The sequence below is a fragment of the Pectobacterium sp. HCp5_1 genome (genome assembly GCF_032905925.1).
In the GTDB taxonomy this organism is placed as follows: Bacteria; Pseudomonadota; Gammaproteobacteria; order Enterobacterales; family Enterobacteriaceae; genus Pectobacterium; species Pectobacterium brasiliense_A.
This window is the reverse complement of record NZ_JAUMIO010000008.1, coordinates 21,127-38,665: the sequence shown is the minus strand read 5'-3', so window position 1 is coordinate 38,665 and position 17,539 is coordinate 21,127. Positions and strand designations below refer to the sequence as shown.

General features: G+C 52.7%; 13 protein-coding genes. 7 read left to right on the top strand and 6 right to left on the bottom strand.

Annotation, left to right across the window (positions count from 1 at the left end):
- Positions 1-27 precede the first annotated feature (27 nt).
- Positions 28-1,167, top strand: a complete 1,140-nt coding sequence (locus tag Q3A88_RS08380; RefSeq protein WP_233990531.1) for a glycoside hydrolase family 105 protein — start codon at positions 28-30, stop codon at positions 1,165-1,167.
- Positions 1,168-1,399: 232 nt separating this feature from the next.
- Here the strand turns inward: Q3A88_RS08380 and Q3A88_RS08375 are convergent, their stop codons facing one another.
- Both Q3A88_RS08375 and Q3A88_RS08370 read right to left on the bottom strand, forming a co-directional pair.
- Positions 1,400-2,146, bottom strand: coding sequence for an SDR family oxidoreductase (locus Q3A88_RS08375; protein WP_039283079.1), 747 nt, complete (start codon positions 2,144-2,146; stop codon positions 1,400-1,402).
- An 8-nt stretch (positions 2,147-2,154) separates the two neighbouring features.
- Positions 2,155-3,138 (bottom strand): MBL fold metallo-hydrolase, encoded by a 984-nt coding sequence (locus tag Q3A88_RS08370; protein ID WP_233990529.1) that lies wholly within the window; start codon positions 3,136-3,138, stop codon positions 2,155-2,157.
- Positions 3,139-3,340: 202 nt separating this feature from the next.
- Between Q3A88_RS08370 and queE the strand changes: the two genes are divergently transcribed.
- Complete coding sequence (gene queE / locus Q3A88_RS08365) at positions 3,341-4,012, top strand: 7-carboxy-7-deazaguanine synthase QueE (protein WP_317177721.1); 672 nt, start codon at positions 3,341-3,343, stop codon at positions 4,010-4,012.
- An 84-nt stretch (positions 4,013-4,096) separates the two neighbouring features.
- Here queE and queD read toward each other — a convergent pair whose 3' ends face one another.
- Positions 4,097-4,459 carry a 6-carboxytetrahydropterin synthase QueD gene (gene queD / locus Q3A88_RS08360; RefSeq protein WP_010309068.1) on the bottom strand — a complete coding sequence of 121 codons (363 nt, stop codon included), beginning with the start codon at positions 4,457-4,459 and terminating at the stop codon, positions 4,097-4,099.
- Between the two features lie 94 nt (positions 4,460-4,553).
- Entirely contained in the window at positions 4,554-5,888 is a 1,335-nt protein-coding gene (locus tag Q3A88_RS08355) for a glycoside hydrolase family 28 protein (RefSeq protein WP_110162508.1), read from the bottom strand.
- Positions 5,889-6,463: 575 nt separating this feature from the next.
- On the opposite strand from Q3A88_RS08355, the gene Q3A88_RS08350 reads away from it, so the two are divergent.
- Positions 6,464-7,756, top strand: coding sequence for an ABC transporter substrate-binding protein (locus Q3A88_RS08350; protein ID WP_010681605.1), 1,293 nt, complete (start codon positions 6,464-6,466; stop codon positions 7,754-7,756).
- Positions 7,757-7,822: 66 nt separating this feature from the next.
- Here Q3A88_RS08350 and Q3A88_RS08345 read toward each other — a convergent pair whose 3' ends face one another.
- Entirely contained in the window at positions 7,823-9,502 is a 1,680-nt protein-coding gene (locus Q3A88_RS08345) for a hypothetical protein (RefSeq protein ID WP_110162509.1), read from the bottom strand.
- A gap of 316 nt (positions 9,503-9,818) precedes the next feature.
- Complete coding sequence (locus Q3A88_RS08340) at positions 9,819-10,559, bottom strand: EAL domain-containing protein (protein WP_014916474.1); 741 nt, start codon at positions 10,557-10,559, stop codon at positions 9,819-9,821.
- A gap of 543 nt (positions 10,560-11,102) precedes the next feature.
- Between Q3A88_RS08340 and Q3A88_RS08335 the strand changes: the two genes are divergently transcribed.
- From Q3A88_RS08335 to Q3A88_RS08320, 4 genes are all read left to right on the top strand, one after another.
- On the top strand, positions 11,103-12,827 hold the full coding sequence (locus Q3A88_RS08335) for a PilZ domain-containing protein (RefSeq protein ID WP_317177720.1): 1,725 nt from the start codon (positions 11,103-11,105) through the stop codon (positions 12,825-12,827).
- 289 nt (positions 12,828-13,116) lie between these two features.
- Entirely contained in the window at positions 13,117-14,946 is a 1,830-nt protein-coding gene (gene cysJ / locus Q3A88_RS08330) for an NADPH-dependent assimilatory sulfite reductase flavoprotein subunit (protein WP_110162511.1), read from the top strand.
- Positions 14,946-16,679, top strand: a complete 1,734-nt coding sequence (cysI, locus tag Q3A88_RS08325; RefSeq protein WP_317177719.1) for an assimilatory sulfite reductase (NADPH) hemoprotein subunit — start codon at positions 14,946-14,948, stop codon at positions 16,677-16,679. Before cysJ ends, cysI begins: the two co-directional genes overlap by 1 nt.
- A gap of 12 nt (positions 16,680-16,691) precedes the next feature.
- A complete protein-coding gene (locus Q3A88_RS08320; protein ID WP_110162512.1) occupies positions 16,692-17,426 on the top strand; it encodes a phosphoadenylyl-sulfate reductase in 735 nt (244 codons plus the stop codon).
- Positions 17,427-17,539: the final 113 nt, after the last annotated feature.

Here is a 17,539-nt window from a genome sequence, read left to right as displayed (position 1 = left end):
ACTGATAACTCAATTGGATGAATGACTATGACCGTATTCAGTGTAAAACATAGCCCGCTTTTACGTCAGCCAGAACGCTTCATCTCCCGCGAGGATCTGAAGGCGCTGATTTGCCATATCACCGACAATCTGGTGAATATTGAGGATAAAACCGGTGAGTTTTTGTTACGGCTGGACGATGGTCGGGTAATTGATACCAAAGGCTGGGCGGGTTGGGAATGGACGCACGGCATCGGGCTGTACGGGATTTACCAGTATTACCAGCAGACGGGTGACGAGCAGATGCGCGCCATCATCGACGACTGGTTTACCGAGCGTCTGGCGGAAGGTACGCCGACGAAGAACGTGAACACCGTGTGTCCGTTCCTGACGCTGGCTTATCGCTATGAAGAAACGGGCGATGCACGCTGGCTACCGTATCTGGAGCGCTGGGCGGAGTGGGTGATGTACGAAATGCCGCGCACGGATAAGCAGGGCTTGCAGCACATTGTTTATAACAACGAAAACCATCAGCAGTTGTGGGACGACACGCTGATGATGAGCGTGCTGCCGCTGGCGAAAATCGGCAAGCTGTTAAACCGGCCGGAGTTTGTGGAAGAGGCCACGTATCAGTTCCTGTTGCATGTGCAATATCTGATGGATCGCGAAAGCGGCCTATGGTTCCACGGTTGGACATTCGAAGGGCAGCACAACTACGCTAAAGCACGCTGGGCGCGTGGTAACAGCTGGCTGACGATCGTTATTCCTGAATTTATCGAACTGCTGGATCTGCCGGAGCATAACGCGACGCGTCGCTTCCTGTTGCAGGTGCTGGAAAGCCAGATTGAAGCCTTGGCGAAATATCAGGATGACAGCGGCCTGTGGCACACGCTGATCGACGATCCGAACTCGTACCTCGAAAGCTCGGCAACCGCCGGTTTTGCCTACGGTATTTTGAAAGCGGTGCGCAAGCGCTACGTCGACCCGAGCTACGCGGAGGTGGCGGAGAAAGCGATTCGCGGCGTGATTAATCACGTCAATAAGGACGGCGAACTGACGCAGGTATCGTTCGGCACGGCGATGGGCAACGATCTGGATTTCTACCGCAACATCGCCCTGACCTCCATGCCGTACGGCCAGGCAATGGCGATCCTGTGTCTGGCGGAATATTTGCGGGTCTATTTGTAACGGGTTAACGTGAGCGTTGCCTCTTAGTCATATCGGTTATGCTGGCTAAGGGGCAGTTTCGTGCGCCACACCGTCGCTCTTCATATCCGATACCGTATACGCGCCCGACGCAGGGCGCGTGTACATAGCGCAACATGAATTGCCGTAGTATGGCGCACGAAAGCTCCTCTTAATCTGCATACCAATGTGATTAATAGACAGGCTAAGCGGTGGGAACCTGCATAGGTTGCGTCTATTTCCCGCCAGCTAAATCGATAAAATTCCCTGTGACATAGGACGCCTCGTCCGATAACAGCCAGCCTATTGCCTGTGCGACTTCCATCGGGTGTCCGCCCCGTTTCATGGGGAGCGAATGCTTGATGCGATCCACTCTTGCCGGTTCGCCGCCGTCAGCGTGCATATCGGTATAGATAAAACCGGGACGCACGGCGTTCACTCGAATGCCCTGATCGGCGACCTCCAGCGATAAGCCAATCGTCAGCGTATCAAGCGCGCCTTTTGACGCCGCATAATCAATATATTCATGCGGTGAACCCAGCCGTGCAGCGGCGGATGACACGTTGACGATAGCCCCGCCTTTTCCGCCATGACGGAACGCCATACGCTTGACCGCTTCCCGGGCACAGAGGAAGCTGCCCACCGTGTTGGTGGCAAAAATATCGTTAAGCCGCACGGCATCAAGCTGTTCAATGGTGGCTTGAGGTTTCAGCATCGCGGCGTTATTCACCAGACCGGTGAGGCAGCCAAGTTCTTTATCCGTCCGCTTAAAAAGCTCGATAACCTGCTCTTCATCGGCGATATCGACCTGAACAGCGATGGCCGTCCCGCCACTTGCGCGAATCTCGTCGAGAACGCTATTCGCACTGTCCTGCTGGGTGCGGTAGCCGATGCAAATCTTGTGGCCTTTTCCTGCCAGATAGCACGCGGTTGCGCGGCCAATGCCGCGCGAACCGCCAGTAATTAACGTAATGAACGCCATTCTGATACCTAGTTCTTTAACCCTGCCACGCTGTAATTCGCCGGAAGCCAGCGGTAGCCGTTGGTGGTGCCGTTGCGTTCCAGACGCGTGCCCACATGGCCGATGCCGGGGAAGGGTAGGTGAGCGCCAGCAACCCAATAACCCTGACTGGCGGCGTCGGCCAGCGCTTTATTACGGGATTCCGTCGCCTGATCCATATTGGAGTCAAAGCTGATGGTGGTGGCCGGTAAGCTCATTTGCACCGCTTCCGCATGAATGATGTCTCCCCATGCCAGCAGTTTTTTGCCTTCGCTCTCGATCAGAAAAGACGTGTGCCCCGGCGTATGTCCTGGGCTTGGGATCGCAGTGACACCGGGCAGCAGTGTTGTCTGTTGAGCTGGGAACGTTTTCAGTTTGTTCTCTTTGCGAATGACATCAAAGGTACTTTGCACGCGTTGGAACGCGGACTTTCTGTTCTCTGGTGCGTTCTTCAGATTATCCGGACTGAGCCAGAAGTCGGTTTCTGGCTGGCTGACATACACGGTGGCATTCGGGTAGTTCAGCTTATTGTCCTGCACCAGACCGCCAAAATGGTCGCCGTGCAGGTGGGTCATCAATACGGTATCGACCTGTTCAGGTTTGTAGCCCGCCGCAATCAGGTTCGGCAGCACTTTTCCGACCGTAGGGTTGCTCTGCTTGCCGTTACCCGTGTCGATGAGAATCAGGTGTTTACCGGTATTGATCAAGTAGGCGTTGATAGAGGTTTCTACCTGCGGCGTCAGCGCTTTTTCTGCCAGCAGTTCGGTGATTTTTTCCGGCGGCGTGCGTTGTAACAGTTTATCCATCGGCATGGTATTGGTGCCGTCAGACAGCGCGGTAATTTCGAACTGGCCCAGCATCATGCGGTAATAGCCCGGCTGCGTTTTAATCTGCGCGATATCCTGTGCCTGAGTAAATGCAGGCACAAAGGCACACGAGACGAGTAATAGGGCTAGAGGTTTCAATAACTTCATTTATTCTTTTCCTTGTTAATAATGAAACATATGAAAGCAGGTGAAGTCGTAACAACAGATTGATTATGACGCACGGGCCAAATTACTCAACTGTCCCTGATGTAGTGTGTTCCAGCCGGATTTGCTAGCGCATTGCTGACGTCCTGCAACGCGAATGATTTAGGGTATACTGCATTTTTAAGTGAGAGAGACAGTGAAAACCATGCAGTACCCGATTAATGAAATATTCCAGACGTTACAGGGCGAAGGCTATTTTACCGGTGTGCCGGCGGTGTTTGTGCGCCTGCAAGGCTGCCCGGTCGGCTGTAGCTGGTGTGATACCAAACATACCTGGGACAAGCTGGCAGAGCGGGAAACCTCATTGGATCAGGTGCTGGTAAAAACGGAAGAAAGCGATGCCTGGGGTGCGGCGAGTGCAGACGACATTCTGGCGCTGATGGTGCAGCAAGGCTACACGGCGCGCCACATTGTGATCACCGGCGGTGAACCCTGCATCCACGATTTGGCACCGTTGACGCTACAGCTGGAAAAACAGGGCTTTAGTTGCCAGATCGAAACCAGCGGCACTCATGACGTGCGCTGTTCGCCAAAAACCTGGGTGACGGTATCGCCGAAAGTGAATATGCGCGGCGGTATGAAAGTGCTCGATCAGGCGCTACAACGGGCGGATGAAATAAAACATCCGGTGGCGCGTGAACGTGACATTGAGGTGCTGGATGCATTACTGGCGCGGCTTGATGATGATAAGCCGCGGATTGTGGCGCTACAGCCGATCAGCCAGAAAGACGATGCGACCAAGCTGTGTATCGAGACCTGCATCGCCCGCAACTGGCGGCTGTCTATGCAGACGCATAAATACCTGAATATCGCCTGATATTCATTTACTGATAATAGCGACCGATCGTAGCGGCGTGAGGGAGGGATGCTCACGCCAGACTACAGCACCAACACTTCTTTGTTACTCGCCTTTATAGACGCAGCCAGCGGTGCAGGTTTCTTTCACCATCACTGCGCTGAGCAGCGGTAATGTCGGCTTCAACTGATGCCAGATCCAGTGTGCCAGCACTTCGCTGGTCGGGTTTTCCAGACCGGGGATCTCATTCAGATAGTGATGATCCAATCGTTCCCACGTAGGTTTGAACGCGGCTTTCAGCTCGGAGAAATCCATCACCCAGCCAGTATACGGATCCACTTCACCGGTAATTTCCAGTCTCACCATGAAAGAGTGCCCATGCAGCCGTCCGCATTTGTGGCCGTCTGGTACGTGGGGCAGATGATGCGCGGCTTCAAACTGAAAATCTTTAAATAGTGTAGTGACCATAGCGATGTTCCCGGTTTCGTTCTGAAAAAGGGGCTCTCAGAACATAGTATGCAAAAAACCGTCGCATACTACCCGAAAGTGTCGCTTGAATCACTTATTCTTCCTGCTGCACGATCGCGGCGTGATGCCAGCCGGAAGGCAGCGGATCGGGACGGTGGATCGTCATGTGGCTGGTGGTCAGGTTCAGGACGCCACGGGCAAAGATCGCGGGCATGCCGCCTGGATAATAGTCGACACCGAAGGCGCGACCTGTCGCCGGATCGACCCGATACGCATTGTCCAGCCCCATACCCGTCGGGCGTTCTGGATTGCAGGGCGGACGCACATCGTACATGCCCTGTTCCGGTGAGTCGCTCTGCCGCTGTTCGAGATGCACGGCATGGAAATGGATATCCCGAATGTAGCCTGCGGGCGTACTGTGCAGGTTAATCGCTCCCTCGCTGACACCGGCGATCTGAGAAAACTGTACCGCTTCGATCCGGCCCGGTTCGATGGCGGGATCGCGATAACGTACGGAGATAAAGATCGGATCGGCTTTGCCCCAGTGACACGGATGCGCGGCGACGCATTGGAACGTGATGTTGCTGAACTGTAGGCGTCGGAACGCGCCGCCATCGCGGGAGATCAGGCCGATCGCACGGTTGGTATCGTAAATGGCGCAGTTGCTGACGGAAATGTCTTCGATATCGGCAAACGTTTCGGTGCCGATCTTCAGGGCGCAGCTCTTGGATCGTAACAGGCAATTGCTGATGACGACCTGCTGCACCTTACGTTGCAGATGGGGCGGTTTATTAGTGGTTTTGATGCACAGCGCATCGTCGGCGGCGCTTAGCGAGCAGTTGCTGATTTGCACCTGCTGGCAGCTGTCGAGATCCAGTGCATCGGTATTTGCCATGCTTAGATCGTTATCAATCGTCAGCCGTTCGACGATGACGTGGCGACAGCTGACCAGATGCACAGTCCACATCGGGGCGTGTTCAATCGTAAAATCACACAGGCGGACGTGTTCGCAATCCTCAAAGACCACAATGCGCGGGCGATGTTGTGCAGGCAGGCGATAGCCTTGATCGTCGGGCTCCGCAGAGAAATAGGCGTCGGCATTTCCCATGATCTTACCCTGACCACAGATCGTGATATTGCGCTGTTGGTAGGCATAAAGAAACGCACGGTGTGACAGCTCGGCCATGCTGATCGTGGTGGCCTGCGCAAACTGTTCATAGTCACCGCTGACGATGAGCTCAGCCCCCGCCTCCAATTGCAGACAAAAATTGGAAGGCAGCAGTAATCCCCCTAATAGATAGCGCCCCGGTTCCACCGTCAGGGTGCCGCCACCCTGTGCCGCAATCCGATCGATAGCCTGCTGAAAGATGGCAGTATCCGGCGTGATACCGTCGGCAGCGGGGGAGTATGACTGAATAGAGTGCTTCATCGCGTTATCCTATCTGATCGAGCCTGCTCCGATTGCAGCACGTTTGCTGGCTTTTGGCTGTGGCTGTCGTGATGAAATCTGCGGAGGTTGGAGCGGGCTTCACAGCGCACGGCGCGCGGCGTAAGAGAATGTGAAAAGCATAACGAAGAGGGCGAGGCGGCGCGCTATGCCGTGTATGTTTCATCACACTTTTACGCCGCTTTTTCTCTTCTGCCGCGTGCATGGAGCGGTTTTGTTGTTTTTGTGTTTCTTATTTGTGAATTAAATCTCTTTTTGGTGTGGTGCGTCGGTTAATGATGTGAGGCACCTCCCTGCCGTGTTACCTAGGGCTTACACCGCGTGGTTGAAACGCTCACTAACACGGTGCCGTCATCCGCATTTCTTCCGTCAGCCCCGCAAATCACACGTTTTCCCGCCGTGATGACTAGCGCGATAAAAAGGGTTCTGCCTATCTTGTCAGAGTCGAGAAATGGTTTGATTCACGGCTATGTACCTGACCTGCTTTCTCATCTATATCGTCACACCAGTACGCCAGACACACGCACAAACACAATAATAATGTCGTTGGGGGAAAAATGAGATTACCTGGACTGATTGTCATCGCCTTCTCTGCGCTCTGTTCGTTCGCGCAGGCTGCTGAACCTGTAGAGTTACGCCTCTCCTGGTGGGGAGGAAACAGCCGCCATCAGGCAACCTTGACCGCGCTGGAAGCGTTTCAGAAAAAGTATCCGCACATCAGCGTGAAACCAGAGTACACCGGTTGGGACGGGCACTTATCCCGTCTGACGACGCAGATTGCCAGCGGCGAAGAACCGGATGTGCTACAGGTTAACTGGAACTGGCTGCCGATTTTTTCCAAGACTGGCACCGGCTTTTATGACCTGAATAAGCTGACCGATACGCTGAAATTACAGGATTTCCCCGAAGATGCGCTGAAGCCAGCGACGATTGACGGCAAAGTGAACGCGATTTCCACTTCGCTGAATGCGCTGGTGATGTATTACAACACGGAAACCTGGAAGAAGGCCGAACTGCCGTATCCTACCACCTGGGATGAGTTGTTCCATGCGGGCAAGGTGTTTAAAGAGAAACTGGGCGATAACTATTTCCCCATTGCTTCACCTGCGCAGGACAGCGGTGAAGGCATGCTGGAGCTGATCAACTATTACATGACGCAGAAGTATCAGATCGGCATGATCGATGAAAAGAACAAACGCTTTAACTACAGCGAGGCGCAGTGGATCGAGGCGTTTCGCTTCTATAAGCGTTTGATCGACGAGCATGTGATGCCGTCTTCGAAGTATTACAACGCGTTCGGTAAAGTCGGGATGTATGAAACACGCCCCTGGATTAACGGAGAATATGGTGGGGCACATCTGTGGATTTCAGTTGTGAAGAAATACGCCGATCCGCTGGCGGCACCCAGTAAGCTCGAATTAGGGCCATACATCATGACGCCGGGATCGGATAACTCCGGGCAGTTCTTCAAACCGTCGATGCTGTTTGCTATCAGTAAAAATACCAAGCACCCGAAAGAAGCGGCGCTGTTGTTGAATTATCTGATGAACGATCCTGAAGGCGCGCTGCTAATGGGCACCGAGCGCGGCATTCCGCTCAGCCGTATCGCCAGACAAGCGCTGGAAGAAAAGCAGAAGCTGGATACCAACGATCTGTCGGTTGCCGGTCTCTCGATGGCGCTAGAAAAACCGATGCAAACGCCAGTGTCTTCGTATCTTGAAGATCCACAGCTGGCCAGCCTGATCCTGCAAACCATCGAACAGCTCGACTATGGCAAGAAGAGCGTGGAAGAATCGGCGAAAAACTTCAGCAATTCAGGCGATCGCATTCTGAAACGGGTGATTCGCTAGCAAGCGGCTGACTCAGATCGTTATTGATTACGTTCGTTATTGATTAAGGTAAGGATTGCCGGTGCGTTACGTGAGTTCAGCCAACTGCTGTTGCAGGCTATCGGCTAACGCGCGTGGACGCCCGGCATCAAACATCACATGTAGGCTCACTGGGTAATCCCGGTGTTGCAGGCAGAAATCCTCCATTTCATGCCCAATCCCGTACAGCGCCTGAATATTGGTTTTGGCGATTTCCCGCAGCGTCCAGTTGTTCTCCACCTGTTTGCAGTAGTGCAGCGTAAAGAAGGCTTTCTGCGCGTGAACAAAGGCGCGGCAATACAGCGTAAGCCCGCGCCATTCCTGCTGCCAGCGCTGTCTGAGCGCGTCCGGCATCGCGTGTTCGCGGGAGAATTGCAGTGCGGCCTGCTGGCACTGTTCCGCCAGCTGCCAGGCGGCATCTTTCTCTTTCGCAATGTGATAGAGATTCTGCGAAGCCAGCTCTGCATGCTGCGGATCGAACGTAATATCCTGACCGGAACCCGGCAGCCAGTGGTTGCGATTGAGTTGACCGTACAAGCTCCAGATCGCCTGACCAAAGCTGGTCGGCAGCAGACTGTGGCGATGAAAAACGTGGTGGCGTGCGTATAGCGACAGAGAAATGGCCTGGTGAGCCTGTTCCAGCAAGGCGAGCATCGCATGCAGCACGGCATCGTCCGGCTGCCATTGGTAGCGTGTCATGAGCCACTGTGCGAACAGCGTGCTTTCATTTGCCGCTGCGGTCTGGTTAGTCAGGAGTCGCGAACAGACAAACAACGTAAATTCGCTGAGTGTGCCGATCACGCTGTGATTATCCACCCCTTCCCAACTGATGCGGCACAGGGCGCTGACAATCGCGGGATTTTTCTCCCGACACCACAGCAGCCGCCCCTGCACCTCGGTGTAGCGCAGGAAGGGGAGATTGCCCCAGCCGACTTCTTCGCCAGCCAGATCCAGCTCAACCCAGACTTCACGCCCGCTGACGTCTAGCAGCGCGGGGTTATTGGGAAACTCCGGCCAGAAGCGTTCCGGCGTGACTTTAATGGCGACGGAGACCGATTCGGGCAGCGTGCGAATGGCGTTCAGGACATTACCGATATCCTGATGGCTGGCGGGAAATGCACGTAATACCAGATGGCGCTGGTGGTAGTGCATCACGCGGGCGACGGCGGAGAATAGACGGTGATAGATCTGCTCGCTGTCGGCATTGGTCGGCCAGAGCGTGGTAACGGGAGCGACACCGTTGATCGCATCGCCGGAAGGGGCAGAAAAGCGCAGCAGGCTATCGCTGTTGGAGATAGCCAGCAGCAGGCCGCTCAGCCTCGGGATCTGCTGCATCAGCAGTTCGACTTTGGCGGCAAGGTAGTCGCACCAAAAATCGGTGTCCATGCGGAGGCTATGTTTGTCGTCCAGTAATTCCGGGTGATGGAGCAGTAAATCTGTGGGAAAGGACAGCTCTTTGCATTGCAGATAGAGCGCTAGCCCCTGTTCACGGCAGTGCGCCGCGACCTGATTCAGGTAAACACAGCGGGAACGCTGCTGGCTGCTGATGCGATCGTCAAAACGCGCGTTATTGTAGGCTTCCGGCGTCACCAGCTTATCCAGTAAATCCGCCGCACCCAGCACCAGCGTATTGAAACCCTGTTCACGGGCGTAATCGACGACCGAGATGACCTGTTGCCAGTGCCAAATATCCTGCGTATTAAGTTCCAGCGCGCGTCGTTGCCACATCGTTTTTCTCCCGTTGCCACTGGCGTGAGTATCGCATTGATGTGCTATCGCAAAGGATAAATTCCTGCGGCGAACGCCAGAAATGTGAGCCTGTTCGCTAATCGCGATCGTCTAAGACGTTGTTGGCGTAGCACTTATTGTGGGAGTGAGGATCATGGATTGATTATGATGCGTTAACCCGCGAGAGGCAGAGCAGAAACATCGAGGATGCTAAATAGCTTTGCGCATTGATGCTTCACTTCTTATTGTGCGAGACCAGTGCTGGCGGGGTGCGTAGTCTTCAGCAAGTGTAGCGCTATTATGCAAAGCTATTTAGCTAAAAGCCTTCCAGCAGCCTTAATTGGCTGAATGTGAGTGGCCGATAGAAGATATATCCTTGAATCCCAATGGGGTGATATTTATTTAACCGGTTCAAATCGGTCGCTTTCTCAACGCCTTCACAGATAATGTTTACGCCAAGAGGAATGAGTTTGTTCAATAAGACTTTTAGTTTTTGTGATTTTGTCTCTTCTTTCCCGATGCCATCGATAATAGAGCGATCGATTTTTATGGTATCGAAGTCAAACAAGCTCAGGCTGTCTATTTGTAGATTTCCTGCGCCGAAGTCATCTAATGAAATCATAAAGCCATATTTCTTGGCCTGATTTAAAAAGGGTATCCCGTCTATTAGCTGCTGCCGAGTCGTTTTTTCACTGATCTCTATTTCTATATTCTGTGGGTTAACCTCATGCATGAGGCATTTTTGGTATAACTTTTCCAGATAGGCGGAATTATTAAAAAGTAAATGCGACAGGTTGAATGATATTGTCATGCTACTTTTGTTTTTTATTACCTGACAGACCACATCAAACATAAAGTCTGTCACTTTATCGATGGCTTTACACTCCTCAATTTTATCTATGGTCTGCTGAGTCGATGCTAAAACGCCTTCTGAGTTATAAAACCTGGCGAGGGCTTCATAGCGGAATATTTTATTTTGAGGGAGATGGATAATAGGCTGAAACTCTGCTGTCAGCCTAAGAATTCTTCCATCGATATTCAATGTTGTTGTATTCATTTTACTGATTACTCACCCTCTCCATAGAAATAGGAATTCCACAGCTTTGCTCGTCTGGATTCTACACAGCAATTTGGGATAGTTGGAAATTGTTTTAAATGATCAATTATCTACGTTTAATAGTTTTTAACTATCAACTAAAAAATAATGATCGTTTAAATCTATATTGTCTATGGGTGTTAATTCTGCTTGTTATTATTTAATTGGTTTTTAGTTCCACTATTTTTTGTTTGATTGGTTTTTTGTTTGTTTTTGTTTGTATTTTAATCAAATTGGCGAGCGAGAGCGAACGTTGTGACTTCATAACATCCTTGTTAGGATGATCAACGATATGAAGATCGTCATGTCGTCATGGTATTAGGGTGAAGAAAATCGCATAAATTAAATCTGAGAGAGGTTTCACTCAGTAAGAATAGTGTTTTTCTCGCGTTTTTAATGTTGTTTAAAGATTTTAATCTTGTGTAAAAATTCGTTTCTATTAAAAGAGAAATCCTTTTTGGATTTTGGGGTATATCACCGTCGCGTTAATAGGTAGATCTTATCGTGGAACACTTTTCTCCTCCTCCCGCTAAAGTGATTAGCGCATTACTGCAACATACCTATGTGATGTCTATCTATGCGAAGGACATGCTATATGCATTGAAAGCAGACGTTGCGGAATTGAATCCGGATAAAAACCGTATCGTGTTGGATGTGGAATACTCAGGCTCGGATATCGACAGATATCTTGCCGATGGTGGTTTGAATTTTGATCTGGAGGCGCTCAAAGGCACGGATAACATCGAACGAGAAACCTACAGTCTTTGTAATATTCCGACCCAATTATTCAAGACGGACAGTATGTTTTATCGTCTGGAATGTCGTTTGCCAGAATCTGTTTTTGTCACTGAAAACAGGGGGGCGATTCGTATTCCCTTTATTCTTGGCATGCAGGCTCGTGTTCGCATTGAAGTTTATCTACACACGCTTAACGTACCCGGAACCCTGCGTAATTTATCGACCGGTGGATGTCTGGTCGAAATCGATCTGGTTGAGAGTATTGCGATTGAAGTGGGCCAGGATATCCCCGGTATTACGCTGGAATTCCCTAACGGAGAAAGCTTTTATGCCGAGGGGAAAATTCGCCATATACGCCCCTTTGGCAATAATGGCTATGCGGCCGTCGGTATCCAATTTATCCATTTGTCTTCATCCCAGTCCGAAGCCCTGCTTCATTACACGAATGAGTCGGAAAGAGAGGCTGCATACCGAACCGGTATGACTGGCAGCATGGTGTATTCGTCTCCGTTGTTCATTCCGGGTACTAAGGAGAAAAATCTGTTGCTGCGAGAAAGTCAGGAGCGAGAGAAGCGTACCCGCCAGACCCCGATGGAACGCGGCGTCATGGAGATTGCCCATCGGCTTCAGATTGGGCTGATGTACATCAAAACGCGCAATCAGCTGCCCGTTGAGATCTTTTATGACTGTGTTGATACCTTGCTGTATATGGTCAAAAAAGATCGAAAGGCTTTTCTGTATGCGCTGTCGTTCCTGCGTGATGAGGCGGACTGGGTCAGGCATGCGGTGCAGGTAGCGGGGAAATTGGCCGACATGCTGTTAATTGCCGATCCACACGATCCCCATCTGCGTGAGGCGGTGCTAGGCGCGTTACTCCACACGATGGGCAAACCGCTGTTGGTCAACGCCCGTCTTCCGTCGCTCAAGGTCAATATGAATCCGGCGCAGAAAGCGATCCTTAGCGGTCATGTGGCGGTACTGGGCGCGAAGTTACATGAGCTAGGCTGGTCGATAAGCCCTACCTGTCGCGATGTGATTGAGAATGCCAACGAGCGTGTGGACGGCAGCGGGTATCCGCAAGGCAGGCGTGCCGAACCATTGTCGCCGTTAGTCCGGCTGGTCTCTGTGATTAAGGCGATTAATAAGCTCAGGCATGCGCGTAATGGTGTTTCTCCCCGCACGCCATTGGCCGCCTATCGCAAAATCTATGAGGCTAACGCGGCCTATGATAAGGCTGTGCTGGTCAAATACGTGCAGATTTATGGCCTCTACCCCATCGGCAGTCTGGCGAAATATTCGGGAGGTTTCCTCGGGTGGGTGATGGATATTGATAAAAAGGGTAAGCCTATCGTGGTGCATCTCACCAAGAACCTTCGTTTTCCTGATACCAATATCAGCAGTGTCGTTTCTAATGGCGACTTGCAGCAGGTCGGTAAGCTCGAAAACATCGTTCATCCTGACGATTTCGGCATGAAGGTCCTGAAAATTTAGCGAGTACCGCCTGCACAGAGGGCTGCGTGGCAGCCCTTTTTCTTTATGACATCCTACCTGTATTTCTCTCGCGACAGGCTTGAAGCGTAGGTGCTATCAGGCATAACACTTTAAGCAATAAGGACTATCAGAAAAACCATTTAGTCATTTTGGTTATTTAATATTTCCATCATTTCTTTAATTGTTAAGATGCAGATCGTTACCCTTATCCTCCATTCATCTTTTTATTGCCTATTTTTGTATTAGCGTCGTTGGCTAACAGCACAGGCACAAGGAAACAGAAATCACAATGACTACTCCGGTTTCCCCCACTTCATTGCTTCCGCTGAGTGCGGAGCAATTAACGCGTTTACAGGCGGCAACCGGTGATTTCTCATCGACGCAGCTGGCCTGGCTATCCGGCTATTTCTGGGGGCTGGTACAGCAGCCTGGGAACGTGCAGCCGGGGACGATCGCCGCCACGGCAACGACGGCATCCGCAGTCACGGTGCCAGTACAAACGATTACGCTGATTTCCGCCTCACAGACCGGCAATGCACGTCGGGTGGCGGAACAGCTACGTGACGATCTGTTGGCAGCCAAGCTGTCCGTCAATCTGGTCAATGCGGGTGATTACAAATTCAAGCAAATCGGGCAGGAAAAACTGCTGCTGATCGTGGCCTCGACGCAGGGGGAAGGGGAGCCGCCGGAAGAAGCCGTCGCGCTGCACAAGTTCCTGCTGTCCAAAAAAGCCCCGGAGATGAAAGACACCGCGTTTGCCGTGTTTGGTCTGGGCGATACTTCCTATGAATTCTTCAGTAAGGCGGGTAAAGATTTCGATAGCCGTCTGGCTGAGCTAGGCGCTGAACGTCTGCTGGATCGCGTAGATGCCGATGTGGATTATCAGGGGCTTGCCGAACAATGGCGACGTCAGCTGGTTGATATTTTGCAGGCGCGAGTGCCGGTTCAGGGCGAAGCCGTCGCGCAAATTGCCGCTCAGGGCGCACTGGATGAAATTACCAGCAGCCCGTACAGCAAATCCTCACCGCTGCATGCCACGTTTGCCGTTAATCAGAAAGTGACCGGGCGTAACTCCGAAAAGGATGTTCGCCATATCGAGATCGACTTGGGCGATTCCGGTTTGCGTTACCAGCCGGGAGATGCGCTGGGCGTGTGGTTCGATAACGATCCTGCGCTGGTGCAGGAATTGCTGGAACTGCTGTGGCTGAAAGGCGATGAGTCCGTCAGCGTTGACGGTAAGACGCTGCCACTATCGCAGGCGCTGAAAAGCCACTTTGAGCTGACGCAGAACACCGCGCCGATTGTCGAGAAATATGCGGCACTGTCGCGTAATGAAACGCTGCTGTCACTGTTGGCCGATAAACCTGCGCTTCAGCAGTTCGCGCAGCGCACACCGCTGGTTGATATGGTGCGACAAGCGCCGACGGAACTGACGGCGGAGCAACTGCTGGGTCTGCTGCGTCCGCTGACGCCGCGTCTTTACTCTATTGCCTCCTCGCAGGCGGAAGTCGAAAGCGAAGTGCACATCACCGTTGGCGTGGTGCGCTACGAATACGAAGGCCGCGAGCGCGCCGGTGGCGCTTCCAGCTATCTGGCCGACAGGCTGAGTGAAGACGATGAAATCCGCGTCTTCATCGAACATAACGATAACTTCCGTCTGCCTGCGAATGCCGATGCGCCGGTCATCATGATCGGGCCGGGCACCGGAATCGCGCCGTTCCGCGCCTTTATGCAGCAGCGCGATGCCGATGGGGCTGAAGGGAAAAACTGGCTGTTCTTCGGCAACCCACACTTTACGGAAGATTTTCTGTATCAGGTTGAATGGCAGCGTTACGTTAAAGATGGCCTGCTAACCAACATCGACCTGGCCTGGTCGCGCGATCAGGCGCATAAAGTTTACGTGCAGGACAAACTGCGGGAAAAAGGCGCGGAAGTCTGGCGCTGGATTCAGGATGGCGCGCACCTGTACGTGTGCGGTGATGCCAACCGTATGGCGAAAGACGTCGAGCGGGCACTGCTGGATGTGATAGTTGAGCATGGCGGCATGGACAGTGAACAGGCCGATGAGTTTTTAAGCGATCTGCGCCTTGAGCGCCGTTATCAGCGAGATGTGTACTAATGAGTGAAAAATACGTTTTCAGTGAAAAACACCCCGGCCCCTTGGTGGTAGAAGGGAAACTCGCTGATGCTGAGCGCATGAAGACAGAAAGTAACTTTCTGCGCGGCACGATTGCTGAAGACCTGAACGATGGTCTGACCGGCGGCTTCAGGGGCGATAACTTTCTGCTGATCCGTTTCCACGGTATGTATCAGCAGGATGACCGCGATATTCGCGCCGAACGTGCCGAGCAGAAGCTGGAGCCGCGTCATGCGATGCTGCTGCGCTGCCGTCTTCCCGGTGGCGTGATGACGCCAGAGCAGTGGCTGCGGATCGACAAATTTGCGACTGAAAATACGATCTACGGCAGCATTCGCATCACGAACCGCCAGACATTCCAGTATCACGGTATTCTCAAATCGAACGTGAAACCGGTACACCAGATGCTGAATAGCATCGGGCTGGACGCGCTGGCGACGGCGAATGATATGAACCGTAACGTGCTGTGTACGTCTAACCCGATAGAATCCGAACTGCATCAGCAGGCCTATGAGTGGGCGAAAAAGATTTCTGAGCATCTGCTGCCGCGTACGCGCGCCTATGCTGAGATCTGGATGGATCAGGAGAAAGTCGCCACGACGGATGAAGAGCCGATTTTAGGTTCAACGTATCTGCCGCGTAAGTTCAAAACCACAGTGGTGATCCCGCCGCAGAATGATATCGATCTGCATGCGAACGATCTCAACTTCGTTGCGATTGCCGATAACGGCCGTCTGGTGGGCTTCAACGTGCTGGTGGGCGGCGGGCTCTCTATCGCACACGGCGACAAAGAAACTTACCCGCGTACCGCCAGTGAGCTGGGCTACATTTCCATTGAGCATACGCTGGCCATTGCGGAAGCGGTGGTGACCACGCAGCGCGATTGGGGTAACCGTACTAACCGTAAAAACGCGAAAACCAAATACACGCTGGAACGCGTAGGCGTAGACAACTTTAAGCAGGAAGTGGAAGCGCGTGCCGGTGTGAAATTTGAAGCGGTGCGCCCGTATGAATTCACCGGACGTGGCGATCGCATCGGTTGGGTAAAAGGCATCGACAATAAATGGCATCTGACGCTGTTTATCGAAAACGGTCGTGTTCTGGATTATCCGGGTCGTCCGCTGAAAACCGGTCTGGCGGAAATTGCCAAAATCCACAAAGGGGATTTCCGCTTAACGGCGAACCAGAATTTGATCATAGCGGGCGTCCCTGCGCGTAGTAAAGCGAAGATTGAGGCACTGGCGCGTGAGCACGGCCTGATTGATGACGGGGTCAGCGAGCAGCGCAAGAATTCGATGGCCTGTGTGTCGTTCCCGACCTGTCCGCTGGCGATGGCGGAAGCTGAGCGTTTCCTGCCGGAGTTCGTCACGAAAGTAGAAGGCATCATGCAGCGGCACGGCGTGGGCGATGAACACATCGTTCTGCGCGTGACGGGTTGCCCGAACGGCTGCGGTCGCGCGATGCTGGCGGAAATCGGTCTGGTAGGCAAAGCGGTGGGGCGTTATAACCTGCATCTGGGCGGGAATCGCGAGGGAACACGCATTCCGCGTATGTATCGTGAGAACATTAATGAAACCGAGATCCTTGCAGAAATGGATCGGCTTATCGGGCTGTGGGCGCAAGATCGCCAGCGGAATGAAGGCTTCGGGGATTTTGTGATTCGCACCAACATCATCAAAGCGGTGCTGGATCCTGCCCGCGATTTTTATGACTGACAGGAGAGCCTGATGGCCGAATTTAACCTTGAGGCGCTCAACGCGTTGCCGAAAGCGGAACAGGCGGCCGCGCTGGCTGTCGTAAATGGTCAGCTTGAACAGCTATCGGCGCAGGAAAGAGTGAGCTGGGCGCTGGAGAATTTGCCGGGCGACTATGTGTTGTCGTCCAGCTTCGGCATTCAGGCGGCGGTATCGCTGCATCTGGTGACGCAACAGCGGCCGGATATTCCGGTTATTCTCACGGATACGGGCTACCTGTTTCCTGAAACCTATCAGTTTATTGATGCACTGACGGAACAGCTGAAGCTGAATCTGCAAGTGTATCGCGCTGCTGAATCCCCGGCCTGGCAAGAGGCGCGCTACGGCAAGCTGTGGGAGCAGGGTGTGGAAGGCATTGAGCGCTACAACCTGCTGAATAAAGTCGAGCCGATGAATCGGGCGCTGAGTGAGTTAAAGGCGAAAACATGGTTTGCTGGCCTGCGTCGTGAGCAGTCCGGCAGCCGAGGGGAATTACCGGTGCTGGCGATTCAGCGCGGCATCTTCAAATTCCTGCCGATTATCGACTGGGATAACCGAACGGTGTACCAGTACCTGAAAGAAAACGGCCTGGGTTACCATCCGCTGTGGGAGCAGGGCTATCTGTCAGTCGGCGATACGCACACCACCCGTAAATGGGAACCGGGTATGGCCGAAGAAGAAACGCGTTTCTTCGGCCTGAAGCGCGAATGCGGGTTGCACGAAGGGTAAACAGAAAACCGGGCACTGCCCGGTTTTTTATCGCCTGAATAACGGTTGTAAACGTGTTGTTATTCCATTACGGAACTTGTCATTCCAATTCGGCATTTCATAAGTGTTCTGTC

Bases quoted from the DNA above. Each gene is read 5' to 3' on its own strand.
- Q3A88_RS08380 (WP_233990531.1), top strand. From the start codon at position 28: ATGACCGTATTCAGTGTAAAACATAGCCCGCTTTTACGTCAGCCAGAA.
- Q3A88_RS08375 (WP_039283079.1), bottom strand. From the start codon at position 2,146: ATGGCGTTCATTACGTTAATTACTGGCGGTTCGCGCGGCATTGGCCGC.
- Q3A88_RS08370 (WP_233990529.1), bottom strand. From the start codon at position 3,138: ATGAAGTTATTGAAACCTCTAGCCCTATTACTCGTCTCGTGTGCCTTT.
- queE (WP_317177721.1), top strand. From the start codon at position 3,341: ATGCAGTACCCGATTAATGAAATATTCCAGACGTTACAGGGCGAAGGC.
- queD (WP_010309068.1), bottom strand. From the start codon at position 4,459: ATGGTCACTACACTATTTAAAGATTTTCAGTTTGAAGCCGCGCATCAT.
- Q3A88_RS08355 (WP_110162508.1), bottom strand. From the start codon at position 5,888: ATGAAGCACTCTATTCAGTCATACTCCCCCGCTGCCGACGGTATCACG.
- Q3A88_RS08350 (WP_010681605.1), top strand. From the start codon at position 6,464: ATGAGATTACCTGGACTGATTGTCATCGCCTTCTCTGCGCTCTGTTCG.
- Q3A88_RS08345 (WP_110162509.1), bottom strand. From the start codon at position 9,502: ATGTGGCAACGACGCGCGCTGGAACTTAATACGCAGGATATTTGGCAC.
- Q3A88_RS08340 (WP_014916474.1), bottom strand. From the start codon at position 10,559: ATGAATACAACAACATTGAATATCGATGGAAGAATTCTTAGGCTGACA.
- cysJ (WP_110162511.1), top strand. From the start codon at position 13,117: ATGACTACTCCGGTTTCCCCCACTTCATTGCTTCCGCTGAGTGCGGAG.
- cysI (WP_317177719.1), top strand. From the start codon at position 14,946: ATGAGTGAAAAATACGTTTTCAGTGAAAAACACCCCGGCCCCTTGGTG.
- Q3A88_RS08320 (WP_110162512.1), top strand. From the start codon at position 16,692: ATGGCCGAATTTAACCTTGAGGCGCTCAACGCGTTGCCGAAAGCGGAA.